Here is an 18,098-nt window from a genome sequence, read left to right on the forward strand (position 1 = left end):
TTGAAATATTGTTCTATGCCTTCTTCTCAATTATTCAGCCCTTAAAAAGGTGCTTTTTTCGTACTTTTATTAATCAATTTGCCATTGCCAGTTTATGAAACCAGACGAATCCAATACACTTTCAAAAGATGAAGCCTTACTCTTAAAGCTTCGCGACATTGTGTTGAAAAATCTGCAATGTGAACAATTTGGCGTTGTAGAACTGTCATCAAAATCGGGATACAGCCGCTCGCAACTGTATCGTAAAATCAAGTTGATCACTGGTAAATCCATTAGTGATTTTATTCGCGATATAAGACTAGAAGAATCATTAAAACTTTTAATCAATGAAGTAGCCAATATCTCTGAAATTGGCTATAAGGTGGGGTTTAACAGTCCCAATTATTTTAGTCGCGCTTTTAACAAAAAATATGGCCATGCCCCAACTGAAATAAAAGAAATGGTGGCCAAAGAAGGCAAGGTCGCTGTTCTGGAAAAGTTTGGTGGTGTTGCTAAGGGAGAAATCAAAAAGAAAAAGCGTCTTAATATCTTTCTACTTGCAGGTTTTGGAATTGTGGCGTTGGCAATTACAATATTTCTAAATTTTAAAAATCATCCTGAACAGCTAAAACCTGTATTAAAGCATTCGTACACCTTTAATGATGATACTGCCAATGATGTGGTGGGAGAAGCCAATGGCACATTAAAGGGAGGCATTAGGATTGTAAATGGAATGTCATGGAGTTTTGAAGAGGGACAATATATAGAATTGCCCGCTGATAGAATCAACATCAACGAATATTCCGCCATTACGTTAGAAGCATTTTTATGGGCAGGTAAAGGGAATGGAACTTTCACGATGATTTCATTCTTTGGAAACACTTTTGGTGCTTTCGGTGTAGATTACGTCTTTCAATCAATAAAAACCAGATATAATAGTGCTACGGGTATTTCATGCATGAATTACGAAAAACCATGGGAAAAGGCCACTAGGGTAGTTGCAAATCCTGATTTACAAGATGGTAAATTCCATCATATTGTAACCACTTATGACAACGTTGAGCTCAAATACTATATGGATGGGTCTTTAGTTGGCATTCAGCCAAATGATAAACCTAAAACTAACATCATTGAAAACCTAAGTAATGATTTTGCCTATTTATTTAAGTCCGGATTTCCAGGTGATGAGACCTGGTTAGGTGCCATTGATACGTTTAATATTTATGAAGGTGTTTTGGATGCTGAAACCATTGCAAGCAGAGCTAAAACATATTTAGAAAACAGTGATTATAGTCGTATCCCAGAACAACTTAAAAAAAAGCCTCAACTTTAGTTCTAGCTTTTAATTGGTGGTCGGTTTAAGACATGAAAATTTTTATAAATTTTATTTGACCACCAGTTTTTTTGCAGACTTCCCTTTGTTGGTATCTATTTCCACAAAGTAAATCCCTGTATTTAAATTTTGGGTGTCTATTTTATTGGATTTTACGGAATACAAATATTGGCTTTGGATGTTATAGATATTTACTTGCTTCAATTGTAATCCACTTTTTAATTGAATGTTTAATATATTTTTTGCCGGGTTTGGATACATTGAAAAGTAATCCTGCTTAAAACTTTCTGTTGATAACACGGCACTTAAATCATAGACCTTTGCACGACCTAATGCAACTATACTACCATCTTTAGAAAGACTTAAAGCTCGCCATCCGCTATTAATATCCGCACCTACTTGAACCCAACTACCTCCTTGATTTTTGTAAATCCGAACTATAGTATCACCCCCTGAAGCAGCCAATATGTTACCATCACCTGATAGACTGACAGACAACCCGATTCCCTCTCCTTCGACCATCCCATTAATATCATTGCCTACCTGTACCCAACTACCTGACTGGTTTTTATATACGCGTACATGCCCCGAGTTATTTCCACCAGGAGCACCAATTGCAACGATACCGCCATCACTTGACAAACTCACATTGCCAAAACCATCACCAGCGGAATCGCCATATATATCACTTCCTACCTTGGTCCAAACACCAGATACATTTTTATACACGCAAACACGACCAGCTCCTTCCCCATTTCCATTATCAGCAGGAACCCCAATGGCTACGATACTGCCATCACTGGACAGGCATATAGATTGCCCAAACAGATCATAATAATTTTCAGCGCCAATAATATCAGAACCAATCTGAGACCAATTGCCTGAAATGTTTTCATATATTTGAACATAGCTTCTCTGCCGGTCTCCTATGGCAATAGTGTTGCCATCATCCGACAAACTTAAGGCAAATCCAAATTGCCCTTGCCCATTACCATTAATGTCACTACCTATCTGCACCCAACTGCCAGATTGGTTTTTATATACTTTCACATGTGGTTGGCCATAACCACTACTGGAAATGTATAATGGAAGACCTACAGCCAATGTACTCCCATCCATAGACAAGCTTACGGCTTCCCCAAAGCGATCACCAGGAGCATTACCAAACAAATTACCTATGTTTACCCAACTGCCAGATTGGTTTTCATAGATATTTACACAGCCTGTATTGAAATTATTATCAGAGAATGGGTCGCCTATGGCTACCGTGTTACCATCCCCAGAAAGAGATATAAGTATATACCTATTTGATGTACTTATATCATCACCTATTTGAGTCTGGGCATTTAACAAAACAGGAAAAAGTAGTAACGGGGCTAGCTTTAAAAAAATAGTAGTTTTCATAATTTTGAATATTGGGTTGGTTAGTTAATTTCATTTTACAATCAATTTTGCTAATCCTATATCATTAACTTTTATTATATACAGACCAGAAATAAGGGGCTGTTTAATTTCAATAGTTTTGGAACTTGGATTAAAATCTTGATCAAGAACCAATCTTCCTAAAATAGAGTACATTTTTACGTGTACTTTGCTTTCAACTGAGTTGAGTAATATTTTAAATGAATGGCCTTGAGATGGATTTGGATAGACTTTAATTCCAGTCGATAAAGGGTCATATTTGGTACTACCCAAACTGAGAGCGGCAGATGGACTTGCTCCACCTTCTACACAGTAATCTACGATACCCAAATCAACGCTCAAAGTGATTGGCGCATTGTCATCATACCCGTCTGTTAAGCTTACCGTAACTGATTGTACAAAATCGGTTATGTCTATATTGACAGAACCATTGCCACTAAACACCCCATAGGTTTGGTTTGCTCCAAGACTGTCTATGTAACTCACGGTTACCTGCTCTACATATCTATTTGTGGGTTTCCCACCAGTCACTTCATCTAAATCGGAAATGGTAAATGACAAATCTCTACCATTGCTGGGTATTGTAACTGAAGCACTACTAGATCCTGAACCTGAATGTGTCAAGGTGCTTGGAGTGAAATATGTAGAAGATGAAACACACTCGGGTACATCACAATAATCGGGGATGCCATCACCGTCAGTATCAATTGTGTCATTGCCTCCTGGGCAAATATCCAAATCATCACAAACACCATCGCCATCAGAATCCAAGGACACACCATTGGCATCAACATTGTTTGGACAAGGAGAGTTGATTTCTTGATCTATACAATCACTCACACCATCGGCATCGTTATCCACTAAATCATTGCAGGTGTCGCAACCATCAGGAATGCCATCGCCATCGGTATCAATCGTATCATCAAACCCTGGGCATTGATCATCTATATCACACACCCCGTCATTATCGGCATCTGCTGTGCATAGCACTATTTCTGTACAGAAATCCACTGAACTTAAATTGATAGACATGTTTCCCGATTGCAAATCGCCATCATAAATATCGGTGAGTTCAACCGTGACTGACTTAACGGTTCCCTGTATATCGACAACCACAGCATTCGTGTCTGAACCAGAGAAAATACCATACAGTTGAGAGGTATTGTTTCCATCAATATAACTGACTGTGACTTGTTCAATATATTTGCCTTTTGGATTGCCGTTATCTTTTAAATCAATATTTGAAATTGTAAACCCAACATCCCGGCCATCAGTTGGAATGGTTATGAAAGTACTGTTTGATCCCGTTCCAGAATGGGTCAATGTGGAAGTTCCAAAATCACCAGTACTGGCTGTACACAATAAATCATCACAGGCATCTGGGATGCCATCAGCATCTACATCTATGTTATCATCACCGCCAGGACAAATGTCAGAACTATTACATACGCCGTCACCGTCGTTATCAAAAATACAGATGTTAACCGATTGAAGCGTTGCCCCAATATCGCCAGAATCATCAACCACAGTTAAACTCACTACAAATTTACCTTCCAATGCATAAACATGGCTAGGGTTTTGTTGTGGGGAAGTACTGCCATCACCAAAATCCCAATACCAAGCCACAATACTACCATTACTGGCGGTAGATCCATCGGTGAAGTTTACCGACCTGTTCAATACATTCGCAGAAAAACCAGCCACAGGGGAGTTGCTATTACCTATCGTTCCAGTGATATAATATTTTCCTGTACTGCAGTAATCACTATAATTACTCGAGCCTTCACCTTCAATACTTAAATAATATAAACCTGCACTTAAATTAACCGAAATATCTGCCCTGGTTTCATTGTCCCAACTATAGGCCCCTATCAAATTTCCTGAATCATCATATAGTTTTGCCAATATATCCAGATTGGCACTTCTATAACCACCATCATAGAACGCTTTCCACGAAGGAATTACATTGAGTGCGACTTGTCCTCCAGAAGTTGAAAAAGAGAAACAATCCACATCTGACGCATTTTCAATAATTCCTTTATTATTGCTTGAATGATCCATCGGATCCATTTCTTCATGAACCACATTAATTGAGCCGTCTGACGCTATTATTAATGGTGTCGCACTATTAATATCGTTTCCGTGGTCGTCCGCGCTATTTCCCAATAGATTTTCAATTTCATTAATGTCATTTTGTCCCGTATTATTGGCACCGGCATAACTACCGTAATCCCATTGTGTGACATGTCTCCGATAAGAACTTCCCATAATAGGTGCCCAGCTTGTAAGACCAGAACCATGCCCATTATAATACGACCCATGACCACCTCCACCATGGTGGGATAACCCCAAATGATGACCGAATTCATGGCTACTCACAACATCGCTTCCAATGTTAGTGCCCAAATTATTATAATACACCAATGCTGGCGAAGAATATTCATAATCAGTACTGCCAAAAACACCAACATAAGAGTAACCTCCACACGATCCGCAAGGCATATTTATATTATTTTGATCGACGCTGTTTGTAATTAAAACATGCCCCACATAAGGGCCAAAGCTAGATGGTTCTTCCGTAGTCACATCAATATTGAAGGCAGCAAAATCATCAGAAACTTGTTGCCAGATTGAGGCAATATAATTATGTTCAGCGTCACTAAAGCTGCTTTCGTCTCCATCGGAGTCATAGGGTCTTGCATAATACGTGGAAACCCCATTTGCGTCATTCCAACGTTTCCCTGAAATGACCATCCCATCAAAATCTAGATACAAGGTATTGGGAGCTCCTGGCCTACTGTGCAACATAAATACATCTGAAGCCGATATTGCCTGGCTTACAACTGGTTCATTTTGGGTAGAGACAGATTCTTGTTCTTGTACTGGAAAATAATCGGCATATTGAATGCCTCCATTGTTATCAATCCTCAAACTATTAAAGTCTTCATCAGGTACATGTTTTAATCGGTTTAGCCAATTTTCGAAATTAACCCTTGTTTGAGGCGTTAATTCATCAAATGATGAGCGCAACTGGTGCCCTAGTGGTAATTTTTGTATTCTTTCACTAACTGATAGATTTTGTGATAAAGCCGTGAATGATACACATAGCAGAGATAGCAGAACTATTATATTTGTTCTGAACGGAACATAAGTTTGACTGAAATATTTAGGGGCAAGAATTTTAAAGTTGGCTATGAAAACTGAAAGCCGAAAAAAAATAGTAGTTTTCATCACATATATTATTAGGTTATTTATCTACTTTGAAAATTAACCCAAACACCCATGTGCAACCTAGTAGTTATGTTGCATGGGTTTAACATATGTCGCAAATGCTATTAAAAATATAAGCTGTAGACTTAAATTACCCGATTGATTGGATTTTAAGCTATGTAATAACAGTAGTTTCATTATTGAATATTATAATCTAAAAACTGAATTCAAGATGAAATATTCAAATCAGTTTAAAAAAGTTAAAACTAAAATTTAATCGGATCTATAAATTCAATTTTTTTAACAGTGCTTTATACCTTGGCTCTTCTTTGAGAGGCTCTAAATCGGTACTATGCATCACTGATATCATGTCTCTAAAATCTGCTTCGTAACATGCTTCCAAATTATCTAAAGCCTTTTGATATTGTCCTGTAATACAATAAAAATCTGCCAAATAGACACCTATATAACTAAACCCAATTTCTTCACCACTATATCTTAACCTAATTCTAGCTCTAGTATCAATATAAAAATTAAGAAGACCATTAATACCGGATTCTTTGTAAACTGAATTCAACAAAGAATCATTTTTTAGAAAAGCCATTTCCTTTATGAGATGCTGAGCAGCCTTGTCATTCTGACCTAATCTTATATAAGATTTGATATGAAGAATATGCCCATAAAAGCCTGTAATTTCTTGCTCTTTATCAATTGCTTTAATGGTATTTTCAAACTCATAATTATTATAATAAATTTCCGCACTTACAAAGTGCATAGAACCTGAGTTTGGGTTTAATTTAAGTGCCAAATCAATTTGCTCACGTGCCTCTTTCTTTCTACCCAAAGCATTCAATAATTCTGCATAGTATTGATGCGCTGTTCCATAATCGGGGTCAAGCGCTATGGCCTGTTTAAATGCCTTCTCTGCCTTTTTCCAATCTCTTTCAAAAAAAGTGTATAATTCACCCAATGTGGCGTAGGGTTGGGCTAGATTATCTAGTGATAATGCCTTCTCAGCGTATTTTTTTGCTTTTTTGATTGCCCCTTCTTTATCATCAGCCCAACGCCACCATGCCATCTGCTGATAGGCATCCGATAATCCGGCATAGGCCAAGGCATAAGTAGAATCCAGTGCTATAGCTTGCTCAAAATAAGAAATGCTCTTAGTCATATCTTCCTTATTTCTTCTTTCCCAGAAAAATTGCCCTTTTAGGTATAAGTTATAGGCTTCAATATTTTCAGTAGGGGTTTTTTCGATACTTTTTAATTCTGAAGAAGTCAATTTCATTTCAAGCTTGTTGGCCACTTCTTTAGCAAGATCACTCTGAATTAAGAATATGTCTTTATAGTCCCTTTCATAATCGTCAGACCAAACATGGGAATCATTCTTGGCATCAATAAGCTGCACAACAATCCTAACTTTATCGGCATATTTTTGAACACTGGCTTCAAGTACATGCGAAACCTCTAATTCCTTGGCTATTTCAGGAACGGTTTTATCGGTCTCGCGATATTGCTCCATGGTGGTTCTGGAAATCACTTTAAATTCCTTTATACTGGAAAGATGGCTCATAACCACATCCATGACACCATCAGCAAAATATTCATTGGATTCATCGTTGCTAATACTCTTAAATGGCATCACTGCAATGGAAACTGATTTCGTTTTTCCAGACCTTACACCAGAATTAAAAAACAATGTGTAGCAAATGATGGCTATAAGAAATAACGTAAAACCGATAAAAACATTTTTTTTATAATTATTACGAACCGATTTAACAGGGTTATTATTACTGCTAGCTTCTATTGGGGCACCTACTCTTGTTTTTAAATCATTAGGTGAAATACCATAATGCTTATGAAAGCACCTTGTAAAATAAGAAGGGCTACCAAAACCCACAGAATAGGCAATTTCCGAAACGGTAGATGTGTTGTTCTGCAATAAATCATGGGCTTTTTCCAATCGAAATATCTTTACGAATTGACTCACCGTCAAACCCTTTATTTCCTGAAGTTTACGATGTAGTTGCGACCTGCTAATCCCAATGGCCAAAGCCAACTCACTAACCCCAAAGTTTTCGTTTTGGTAGTTTTGTTCCAAAACCTCGTTTAGTTTTTCAATAAAAGACTGATTCATTGACAATTGAGGTTCCATACTTTAAAAAGTCTTAAAGATTTAAAAAAAGATGAATGTTAATTTACGATTTTTTTCAATACTACTAAGAAAGTATTAATTAGAACCAAAAGCGTATAATATATAAACAAAAAAGCATTCCAATTTTCTAAAAAGAAAAAAAGGAACCCTTATCCATTGGTTACCAATTGTTACTTTGGTAAAATACATCACGCCTAAGCCTTGAACAGCCTAACAACTTTCTATTGCCAAAAATGACTCAATTTTCTTCTTTCGATTCCATACAAACAATATTATTCCATTTTTCCATGAAATAATATTTGGCAATTCTTTTGGATATTCACGAGAAATCATGAAAACAATAACGAAATATCGTTAATTTACTATATATCATAACCTCATTTGCTCTAACATAATGTCGCAAATAACTGATATAATGCAAGTTAACAGGAATGGCACACGAAATGCATATTTAACTTCAAACAAAACTATTAAACATAGAATTTTAAAATGGAAGTAATTGAAATTTTCGGATATATTGGAGCCCTGATAGTTGGCGTGACCTTAGGTTTAATGGGTGGTGGAGGTTCCATAATCGCCATTCCAATTTTAACCTATTTGTTCCACATCAATCCAATAACCACCACGGCATATTCATTATTTGTAGTTGGCACATCTTCCTCAATAGGAACTTTTAATAATTGGAAGAAAGGATTGATAGAATATAAAGTAGCTGTTGTTTTTGCCATTCCAGCATTTTTGGCCGTTTATATTGTTCGTAAGTACTTGATGCCACTGATTCCAATGAAGATAATCACCGTAAACGACTTTGTAATTACAAAGGACATTGCCATTATGGTATTTTTTGCAGTAATTATGATATTTTCTGCCACTTCTATGATTAAGAAGAATAAAAAGTTAAGCACTGGCAATAATTCAAATCACAATAATTATCCCTTGATTATTTCGGCCGGAATTGTTATAGGTTTGATAACTGGTGTCATTGGCATTGGAGGCGGTTTTTTGATTATTCCGGCATTGGTTTTATTGCTGAAAATTGAAATGAAGAAGGCCGTTGCTACAACCTTGTTCATTATTGCCATAAAATCGTTGGTTGGTTTTTTGGGCGACCTCGGAAATACAGAAATAAACTGGAGGTTTCTTTTGGTTTTTACAGCACTATCAATCTCGGGCATATTCTTTGGCCATTATCTTTCTTCCTACATTAAAGGAGCAAACCTTAAAAAGTCTTTTGGATGGATGGTTTTACTTGTAGCCTTTGCTATTTTGTATAAAGAGATTTTTACATAATACATACCAATCTCAAAAATTGCTAAAAACAAAAGCATCCCATTCTTCTCAAAAAGAAAAAAGGAAAACTTTCTATTGGCTTAACTGCTTAAACCTTTTATATGCACTAATTCTTTCCTTTCTTTTTATGTGTACTCATATGCTTTTTTCCTTGACTTTTATCTTTTCTAGAACTTGCACTCTTCTTTAATTGATGAAATTCCACAGAACCTGGCTTAATACCCAATTCTTTGGCAATAACTCCCCAACCCCTAGACTTATGGTTTTTGTAAATGGTTAAAACCCTATCTAAAGAGACCTTGGCTATCTTGGAAATTTCTAATGAGAAGTAAATCTCCCCAGGTATCATTCCCAAACTTACGGACATATAATTAAGTTTCTTTTCAGAAACATGATAGGACACATGCATCTCTTTATTAAAAAGACTTAAATTTAGACTTGCCTGGGTATTTATAGCTTTTAAATCTGAGTCTAGTTGCGCACTTCCTGAATTAAAAGAAATCTGTGCAGACGCAATATAAAAACTAAATGTGAAAATGAATAAAGACAGGTATTTCATGGCATTTGATTTGGGTTAACATTCTTATTTACGAGAAAATATTCAATTTAGTTTAAAAGCAATTCTTTTTTTGATGAAATAGCTTTCACCTCATATGGTTTTATAACAACTCTGGCATTGCTACAAAACAAAAAAGCCTCTCATAAAAGGAAAACCTGTCGGCCGCCGGCAGAGGCTTTAACTTATTAATTTCTAAGTCTTTTGGCTTTTACGGATGCAAATTATTTCTTATATTAAACAAATTACCAACCAACTAAAAAACATTAAACATGGAATCAAACCAACAAAAATCACTGTACGAACGACTAGGTGGAGCTTCTGGAATTTCTGCTATTGTAGACGATGCAATTGATGCTCACATGAATAATCCTGCAATAAATGCAAGATTTTTACCGGTGAAGGAAGACCCTAAACACTTTAAAGAAGTCAGGAATCATCTTTTTACTTTTTTGGCTTCAGGAAGTGGCGGGCCCGAAAAATATACTGGAAAAGATATGCCTGAAGCCCATAAGGGAATGAACATAAGCCAAGGAGAGTACATGCATGTGATTGATGATATTATGTCTACCCTGGATAAGCATAATATTGACGATGCCACCAAAAAAGATGTATTATTTATTGCCTATTCCATTAAAGACACAATGGTGGGAATGTGATTTTTTAAATGGAAATACAAAATAATTTTTAGCGGGAGTTAATTGCTTTCTTTAATTTTCTATTACCTAAAACAAAAACGCCTCTCCTAATACACTTAGGCTGAAGCTAAAGCGCAAAATAAGGAAAAGCTTCACTAGTCCATACCGATGGCAACGGAGCCTAACTATTTTGCTACGTTACTGTGGCCAACACAACTACTTTTACTTGCCAAAAAAAAAAGCCCTAATCTCTTAGAGCTTTTAGCAATTTGGTGGCCTGGACTGGACCCGTCTGAACATTAGATTTCTTAATCTTAGCTATGTTCATCCTATAGGTAATAATTATCATAAATTTAATGATTACATTAAATTGCTCTGTATCTTCTATTGTGTGCAATATTTTTTCTGAGAGTATTTCCAAACCATTTATATTTCTCAATATTATTATTTAGAGATTCTCTGCTTGCATTTAAAATTTCATAATTTCTATACATTTTCTTAAATTTTTAAGTTCTATAATTTTCTATTGAACATCTTTATCTACATCGCTGAAAAATTATCTGGAATGAAAGAGGCAGATGATTCTGCCTCTTCTTTCTAATAGTTAAGCTTGGATTGATAAAGTAACTGGGACTTTGTTTGTAACTATGTCAAAAACAGGCGATTTATATGCGAAAGAAATCAGTTTGTTCTTTTGCTCTTCAGTTAAGTCTCCCTTAATATTAAAGACAACTTTAATTTTCTGATATCCATTCCTAATAGAGTCATCCAAGCCTAAAAAACCTTGAACGTCTAAGTCGCCTTCTAAACATGATTCTACACAATCAACAGATATTCCATTTGCAGCAGCATGTAGCATCATTGTTGTTGTCATACAACCTGCCAAACCATGAAGAATAAATTCAACAGGATTAGCACCTTCATTGTTACCCAATAAAATAGGGGGCTCGCTGTTATCAAAAACAAATGGTGTTGTACGTGATGTATCTTCAACACAGCCACCGTAAAAGTCTTGGATTGTACTTCTGTTGTGTCCTCCAGTAATCCATTTGTTTCTGGCTCTGAATTTAAATTTTGCAATTTCAGGATTTGATTGAATTGCACCAACGGTATCCATTATGTCTTGAGATTTGAATCCGTTAACTTCTTTTTGTAATGTTTCCATAATTAAATATTTTATTGATTTATAATGCTTTATTCTTGGCATAAGGTGTACCAAAATCATAATTTGCTTAATATCAGTCATCTAAGATTTTATTGCTTATTTATTATTGCCGATATTTCGTCAATATCTAATTTTTGGGTAACTTGTTCTCGTCAAAACACCTAAAGGAGATGAAGTCAAGAAAAAAAATTCCCGCTATAATAGCGCTAAAACAGATTGTTGAAACCACATCTCAATTTACTGGTAAAGAATTTTTTAAAGCTCTCGTAAAACATTTAGCAGAAATTTTGGACGTTTACGGAGTTTGGGTGACAGAATATTTGCCAGAACAAAATAAACTTAATGCATTAGCATTTTGGCTCAATGGCAATTATGTAGAAAAATATGAATATGCAGTTTCAAATACACCCTGTGAGCCTGTTTTAAAAACTAATGAGATTTGTCATATATCTGAAAAAGTGATTGACCTCTACCCAAAAGATCCAGATTTAAAATCTTTAGGTGCAGTAAGCTATATGGGGGTTTCTTTGAGAGATACTGAGGGCAGGGTTCTTGGCCATTTAGCTTTGTTGGACAACAAAGTTATGCCTGAATTACCAGAAGAATACGCCATATTTAAAATCTTTGCATCAAGGGCCGCTGCGGAATTAAGACGTGAAATTATTCAAAGAAAATTGGTAGATAACGAATCGAAGTTAAATCGTTTGGTAAACGGGACTTCTGAAGCTATCATTGAATTTAATTCAGAATTAAAAATAACCCAATCCAATGATGCGGCTGAACAAATGTTCCAACTTACTAAAGATCAATTTAATAATACAACCTTAAAAGAACTGTTTGACCCCAAGACTTATAATAAATTAACAGCCTTACTTTCCCATAACAATACTTTAGGTAATGAATATTTACAAATCCCTGAACCTTCGGTATGCCTTAACTTCAAAGGCGAATCTTTCCCTACACAAATCAACATATCATGTTATAGTTTTGAAAATATTAAATATCACGCCCTTTATATTAAAAACATTAAAGATATTGTTTCTAATAATTTGAAAATTAAAGAATTAAGCACGGAAGCCATTATGCTTAAGGAAAGGGTAAGTGCTCAGCAATTTGATTATATAATCGGTGAATCTGAACCCATAAAAAAATGCGTTAATCTTATAAACCTTGTTGCTTCAACAGATACTAATGTTTTGATACTTGGGGAAACCGGAACTGGGAAGGAGTTATTTGCCAAGGCGATACATGAATCAAGTACTCGCCATACCAAATCAATGGTCACACTGAATTGCGCAGCACTGCCTTCAGAATTGATAGAAAGTGAACTTTTTGGCCATGTTAGAGGTGCTTTTACAGGAGCATTAAATTCAAGAGAAGGAAGGTTTAGTTTGGCAGATAAAAGCACTTTATTCCTTGATGAAATAGCTGAACTTCCTCTACCATTGCAAGCAAAACTGTTGAGGGTTATTCAAGAGGGAACCTTTGAACCTGTTGGAAGTTCAGAAACCAAATATGTAGATGTTAGAATCATTGCGGCCACACATCGTAATTTGGAAAAGCAAATTGCCGACGGTAAATTTAGAGAAGACCTTTTTTATAGACTAAATGTGTTCCCAATTAATATCCCTCCATTAAGAGAACGAGGAAAAGATATAGGCCTTATTGCCAATGCCTTCTTCGAAAAGATTACTAAAAATAAAGCATTGCAAGTAAACCCTTTAACTAATCAAGATTTGAATGTATTAGCTTCTTATAGTTGGCCAGGAAATGTAAGGGAACTCCAAAATATTATTGAGCGAGGTATTTTAACATCTCGTGATGGTAATTTTAATATTGACCCAATTCTATCTGGTTCAAAAAAAACAAATACTCCAAAAATTGAAATGCCAAACATTCTTACATCTGATGAAATTTTAGAGTTAGAAAAGAATAACATTATAATGGCATTAAACCTTACTAATTGGAAAATTTCAGGTAAAGGTGGTGCCTCAGAGTTACTAAACCTTCCAAGAACAACCTTGACCTCTAAAATTAATAAGTTTGGAATTAAACGTGCCGCTATTGGTTAAAATCAATGTTGACAACAAATGTCAACAAATAATTAAACTCAAATTACATAATTGCCAAAACAAAAAAGCATCCCAATTTTCTAAAAAGAAAAAAGGAAAGCTTTCCATTGGTTACCAAATGTTACTCTGGTAAACTACATCACGCCTAGGGCGTGAACAACACAACTACTTTTACTTGCCAAAAAAAGCCCTAATCTCTTAGAGCTTTTAGCAATTTGGCGGTCTGGACGGGACTTAAAATTTTATTCTACCCTTGAATATTTTTGAAGCTCCCCGTCATTTCCCTCTTTTAACAACAGAACATTTTCTTTTATTTCAAATATGTAAAACTCTTCTTGATGAAATTTGATAAACATGGAATCTCCAGGATAATACCATTTTACTTCATCATAAAAATCCATTTGCATTAGTTCTTTTTGCATGGAGCCTGCTTTTATTAAACTTGTTCTAATGATATTGCCTTCAACAGAAAAATCACTTACCATAACAGCAACAGTAATATATTTTAGGTCCTCTTTCCTTTTGAACAGCCAATGAAACTCACTTTCTCCCTTATCCTCAATTGTTTTCTTAAATATCCATCTGAATATTTGACTTGGAATTTCACCTTCACCAGGCAAATCTATTTCCCATTTACCTATTAGTTCGTCAGGTATTTTTTCAATATTTTTAGTTTCACTTTGTGAAAACAGTAATGTTGCCAGTAAAAATAAAGTAAAAAATAATTTTGTTTTCATTGCTAATATATAATGGTAAAAAATTAATAATCTATTTCTTTAAATACAATGATTTAAATCATAAGCAGATCATGTGAATAATAAGGGACTGACAAGAACAGTCTAACAAATCTTCTTCATATAAATTTACCCAAAAGTCTCAAAAACAAATAAGCATCCCCATTTTCTGTAAAGAAAAAAGGAAAGCTTTCCATTGGTTACCAAATGTTACTTTGGCAAACTACATCACGCCTAGTGCGTGAACAACACAACTTCTTTATCTTGCCAAAAAAAGCCCTAATCTCTTAGAGCTTTTAGCAATTTATGATATTTACTATGTAATTTTAAAGCGAATTTTTATTGATAAAAGTTGTATTATTAATTTAATAAACTTAAGTTAGCTAATACTATTATTATCTATAATAACAGTATTCCCTTCAAATTACAACCCCATTTTTACATAAATATTCTAAACGCAAATGTACACTCTATTCATGTTATGTAACTAAACCAACATAATTATGAAAAAAGTTTTACTTCTTTTAATTGCCCTAACTTTTATTACCCATCAATCCAATTCCCAAGAATTATGGGGCATGAGCTTTGGCGGCTCACAAGACTTAGGTACAATTTTTAAAGTAAATTCTGATGGTTCTAATCATACTATTGTTCATGTCTTTACGAATGACTTTGATGGCCATGAACCCCAATACTTTAAACTTTGCGAAGGAGATAATAACAAACTTTACGGAATGACGGCTAAAGGTGGTTTGGCAGATGGAGGCATTTTGTTTGAATATGACCCTACAACAGATACTTACACCAAAAAAATTGACTTTGCTTATGACTCTGTTGATGCGAAAGCCCCTTATGGTGGTTTAATGTTAGCTTCAAATAATAAAATGTATGGTGTTTCTAGAAATGGAGGTGCCAATAACAATGGTGTGCTGTTTGAATACGATTACCACAATAACACCTATACCAAACTTAATGATTTTAATTTATCTACCACAGGTTCAAACCCTACCGGTAATCTTCTAGAAGCTTCAGATGGCAAATTATATGGCATGTCAAGTCTTGGAGGCCCTGCCGGGGATGGAGCTATATATAGATACGACATTGATGCCAATTCATTTAACATTGTAATTTATTTTGGCACAACTAATGGTGCAAATCCTTATGGAGAATTAGTAGAAACCTCTGATAATAAGTTATATGGAATGACTAGTCGAGGCGGAACTAATGACATGGGAGTATTATTTGAATATGATTTATCTACAACTACCTATACCAAGAAAATAGATTTTGACGGAACAACCAAGGGGAAATATCCTTATGGCGGCATATCTATTGGAGATGACGGTAAACTTTATGGTGTTACACGTCAAGGGGGCACAAATAACCAAGGAATACTTTTTAAATTTGATCAAAGCATTAATAGCTTTACGGAATTACAGGATTTTTCAACAGCATTCGGAACAAATCCCTATGGGACCATGTTACTTAAATCTGACGGCAAATTTATTGGCCTAACATCTAATACTGTCTATGAATATGACCCAACGCTTAATGTTTTAGAAAAAAAGCAAGACTTAGCAGGAACTGCAAGAGGCAGCATTATGATGGCTTCTAACGGAAAGTATTATACTGGCACCTTAAATGGAGGTCATAATAATCAAGGGGTAGTACAAGAATATGATTCAAATAGCAATACATTATCAACCGTATATTCCTTTAATTCGGTTTATAAAGGTAAATATCCTACAGATGGCTTGGTATTGGCAAGCGATGATAAACTTTATGCGGTGACTTGGGAAGGGGAACAAAGTGCAACTAGTAAATTAAAAGGCACTTTGATTAGGATTGATCCTTTGACCGAAGAAGTCAATATCATATATGATTTCAATTTGGCGAGCAATGGTTTGTTTCCATATCGTGCACCCATTCAGGCGTCAAATGGTTTTTTATATGGCCAGGCCTCTGAAGGTGGGGTTAATGATAATGGGGTTATTTATAAATTCGATATAAATACCGACACTTATACTAAACTTTTTGATTTTGACCCAAATGATGGAATAAGTGCTAATAATGGATGGAGACCAAATGGACGATTAATAGAGGCTTCAAATGGTAAATTATATGGCGTTGCTGCCAATGGCGGGGCCTACAATGACGGCGTAATTTATGAGTATGATATGGACACTGACACATATACTAGAAAGGTTAACTTTTCACAATCCTTTGGGAAAGCCCCTCAAGGTTTAATGGAAGCTTCTAATGGTAAAATATACGGTTGTACTTCAATAGGTGGCGCATATGGTTCAGGCGTGATGTTTGAGTACATTCCTGGAGAAGCCACTTATACCGTTTTGGTTGATTTTGGAGGAACTGAGTCTGCTAAATTATCTTCTAATGCCGGCGTTCCTTCTAATGGCAAAAACCCTTTTGGAAATTTAACAGAAGCGAGTAATGGAAAACTATACGGCATGACCTATCAAGGTGGGACAAATAATTTTGGCATAATTTACGAGTATGATTTTAACACAAATACATACACTAAAAAGATTGATTTTGATGGAACTAACAATGGGAGTAATCCTGGTGGTGATTTATAAAAATCTTCAAATGGGAAATTACTCGGTTTTACGAGATATGGCGGCGCAAACAACCTAGGGGTTTTATTTGAATATGACCCTAGCAATAATTCTCTAACAAAAAAATTGGATTTTGATGGCCTAAATGGTTCCAACCCTCAATCGGGAGGATTTACAGATATAAGTAGTGTTTTAACTGTAAATGATATTAAATCACAACTTAGTTTTTTGCTATATCCAAACCCCACGAAAGAAAAAGTAACCATTAAAGTTAACTCTTCAGCGTATTATTCTTTAGTGAGCATTTTAGGTCAGGAAATAAAAAATGGTGTATTTAGTACTGGAAATAATGAGTTAAATCTTTCAAACCTATCAAAAGGTTTTTACTTATTAAACATAACGACTAACGAAAGAACAGCATCTAAAAAAATTATTAAAGAATAGCTATAAAAAAAAGCATCCCATTCTAATATAAAATAAAAAAGTTGGTAAGTTAATTTTAACAAAAAAATTATATTATTATACTGACACATATTCTCTGACCATTTCCTCCTCTCTCCTAGAACTACCTATTTAATAATTGATTAAAATGGGTCATTGCAAAACAGCCGACATTTTAAAATGGATAGCTCATATAAGCGGAGGAATAATTATTTAATTCACCACAATACTTTTATTTGAGTATGCTATTATGAAACGAGAGAAATAGACATAATATATCCAATTATCGCCATGAAAGTTTTAAAAAAAATACTGAAAAGTTTTCTTGTACTTATCGTTATCGCATGTTTAATAATAGGATTATTCTTTAGACAAGAAGTCTATCGTTTATATAAAGTAGTGACTTTCTTTGAACCTGAAAATATCTCAGAAAACTTTAGGAATACTACACATATATTTCCAACGAGGGTAGTTCCAAAATCAACTCATCCCTATCGATTCGCTTATTCTAAAATGAAGTTTAGCTT

13 protein-coding genes are annotated in these 18,098 nt (G+C 35.1%); 7 read left to right on the top strand and 6 right to left on the bottom strand.

The features are described 5' to 3' along the window. The first annotated feature begins 94 nt into the window (after positions 1 to 94). Positions 95 to 1,312 carry a helix-turn-helix domain-containing protein gene (locus ACB104_RS15835; RefSeq protein WP_370480306.1) on the top strand — a complete coding sequence of 406 codons (1,218 nt, stop codon included), beginning with the start codon at positions 95 to 97 and terminating at the stop codon, positions 1,310 to 1,312. A 51-nt stretch (positions 1,313 to 1,363) separates the two neighbouring features. Here ACB104_RS15835 and ACB104_RS15840 read toward each other — a convergent pair whose 3' ends face one another. The 3 genes from ACB104_RS15840 to ACB104_RS15850 all read right to left on the bottom strand — a co-directional run bounded on the left by ACB104_RS15840 (position 1,364) and on the right by ACB104_RS15850 (position 8,081). Next, positions 1,364 to 2,716 carry a T9SS type A sorting domain-containing protein gene (locus ACB104_RS15840; protein WP_370480308.1) on the bottom strand — a complete coding sequence of 451 codons (1,353 nt, stop codon included), beginning with the start codon at positions 2,714 to 2,716 and terminating at the stop codon, positions 1,364 to 1,366. Between the two features lie 30 nt (positions 2,717 to 2,746). Further along, positions 2,747 to 5,965, bottom strand: a complete 3,219-nt coding sequence (locus ACB104_RS15845) for a PKD domain-containing protein (RefSeq protein WP_370480310.1) — start codon at positions 5,963 to 5,965, stop codon at positions 2,747 to 2,749. A gap of 262 nt (positions 5,966 to 6,227) precedes the next feature. After that, positions 6,228 to 8,081 (bottom strand): helix-turn-helix domain-containing protein, encoded by a 1,854-nt coding sequence (locus tag ACB104_RS15850; RefSeq protein WP_370480312.1) that lies wholly within the window; start codon positions 8,079 to 8,081, stop codon positions 6,228 to 6,230. 507 nt (positions 8,082 to 8,588) lie between these two features. Here ACB104_RS15850 and ACB104_RS15855 point away from each other — a divergent pair. Beyond that, positions 8,589 to 9,389 (top strand): sulfite exporter TauE/SafE family protein, encoded by an 801-nt coding sequence (locus ACB104_RS15855; protein WP_370480314.1) that lies wholly within the window; start codon positions 8,589 to 8,591, stop codon positions 9,387 to 9,389. A 106-nt stretch (positions 9,390 to 9,495) separates the two neighbouring features. Here the strand turns inward: ACB104_RS15855 and ACB104_RS15860 are convergent, their stop codons facing one another. Then, positions 9,496 to 9,948: a hypothetical protein gene (locus ACB104_RS15860; protein WP_370480316.1), complete on the bottom strand. Its 453-nt coding sequence runs from the start codon at positions 9,946 to 9,948 to the stop codon at positions 9,496 to 9,498. Positions 9,949 to 10,217: 269 nt separating this feature from the next. Between ACB104_RS15860 and ACB104_RS15865 the strand changes: the two genes are divergently transcribed. After that, complete coding sequence (locus ACB104_RS15865; RefSeq protein ID WP_370480318.1) at positions 10,218 to 10,604, top strand: group I truncated hemoglobin; 387 nt, start codon at positions 10,218 to 10,220, stop codon at positions 10,602 to 10,604. A gap of 583 nt (positions 10,605 to 11,187) precedes the next feature. On the opposite strand, the gene ACB104_RS15870 is transcribed toward ACB104_RS15865, so the two are convergent. Then, the gene (locus tag ACB104_RS15870; RefSeq protein ID WP_370480320.1) at positions 11,188 to 11,748 is read right to left on the bottom strand and encodes an OsmC family protein; all 561 of its coding nucleotides are present in this window, start codon (positions 11,746 to 11,748) and stop codon (positions 11,188 to 11,190) included. 170 nt (positions 11,749 to 11,918) lie between these two features. On the opposite strand from ACB104_RS15870, the gene ACB104_RS15875 reads away from it, so the two are divergent. Further along, positions 11,919 to 13,820, top strand: coding sequence for a sigma-54-dependent Fis family transcriptional regulator (locus ACB104_RS15875; RefSeq protein WP_370480322.1), 1,902 nt, complete (start codon positions 11,919 to 11,921; stop codon positions 13,818 to 13,820). Between the two features lie 242 nt (positions 13,821 to 14,062). On the opposite strand, the gene ACB104_RS15880 is transcribed toward ACB104_RS15875, so the two are convergent. Further along, a complete protein-coding gene (locus tag ACB104_RS15880) occupies positions 14,063 to 14,557 on the bottom strand; it encodes a hypothetical protein (RefSeq protein WP_370480324.1) in 495 nt (164 codons plus the stop codon). Positions 14,558 to 15,057: 500 nt separating this feature from the next. Here ACB104_RS15880 and ACB104_RS15885 point away from each other — a divergent pair, with 500 nt between their 5' ends. The 3 genes from ACB104_RS15885 to ACB104_RS15895 form a co-directional block, all read left to right on the top strand. Next, positions 15,058 to 17,151 carry a choice-of-anchor tandem repeat GloVer-containing protein gene (locus ACB104_RS15885; RefSeq protein ID WP_370480326.1) on the top strand — a complete coding sequence of 698 codons (2,094 nt, stop codon included), beginning with the start codon at positions 15,058 to 15,060 and terminating at the stop codon, positions 17,149 to 17,151. Between the two features lie 105 nt (positions 17,152 to 17,256). After that, positions 17,257 to 17,574 carry a T9SS type A sorting domain-containing protein gene (locus tag ACB104_RS15890; protein ID WP_370480328.1) on the top strand — a complete coding sequence of 106 codons (318 nt, stop codon included), beginning with the start codon at positions 17,257 to 17,259 and terminating at the stop codon, positions 17,572 to 17,574. Between the two features lie 288 nt (positions 17,575 to 17,862). After that, the coding region (locus ACB104_RS15895; protein WP_370480330.1) for a hypothetical protein at positions 17,863 to 18,098 on the top strand (236 nt) is incomplete at its 3' end.

Source organism: Tamlana flava (genome assembly GCF_041287255.1).
GTDB lineage: Bacteria > Bacteroidota > Bacteroidia > Flavobacteriales > Flavobacteriaceae > Tamlana > Tamlana flava.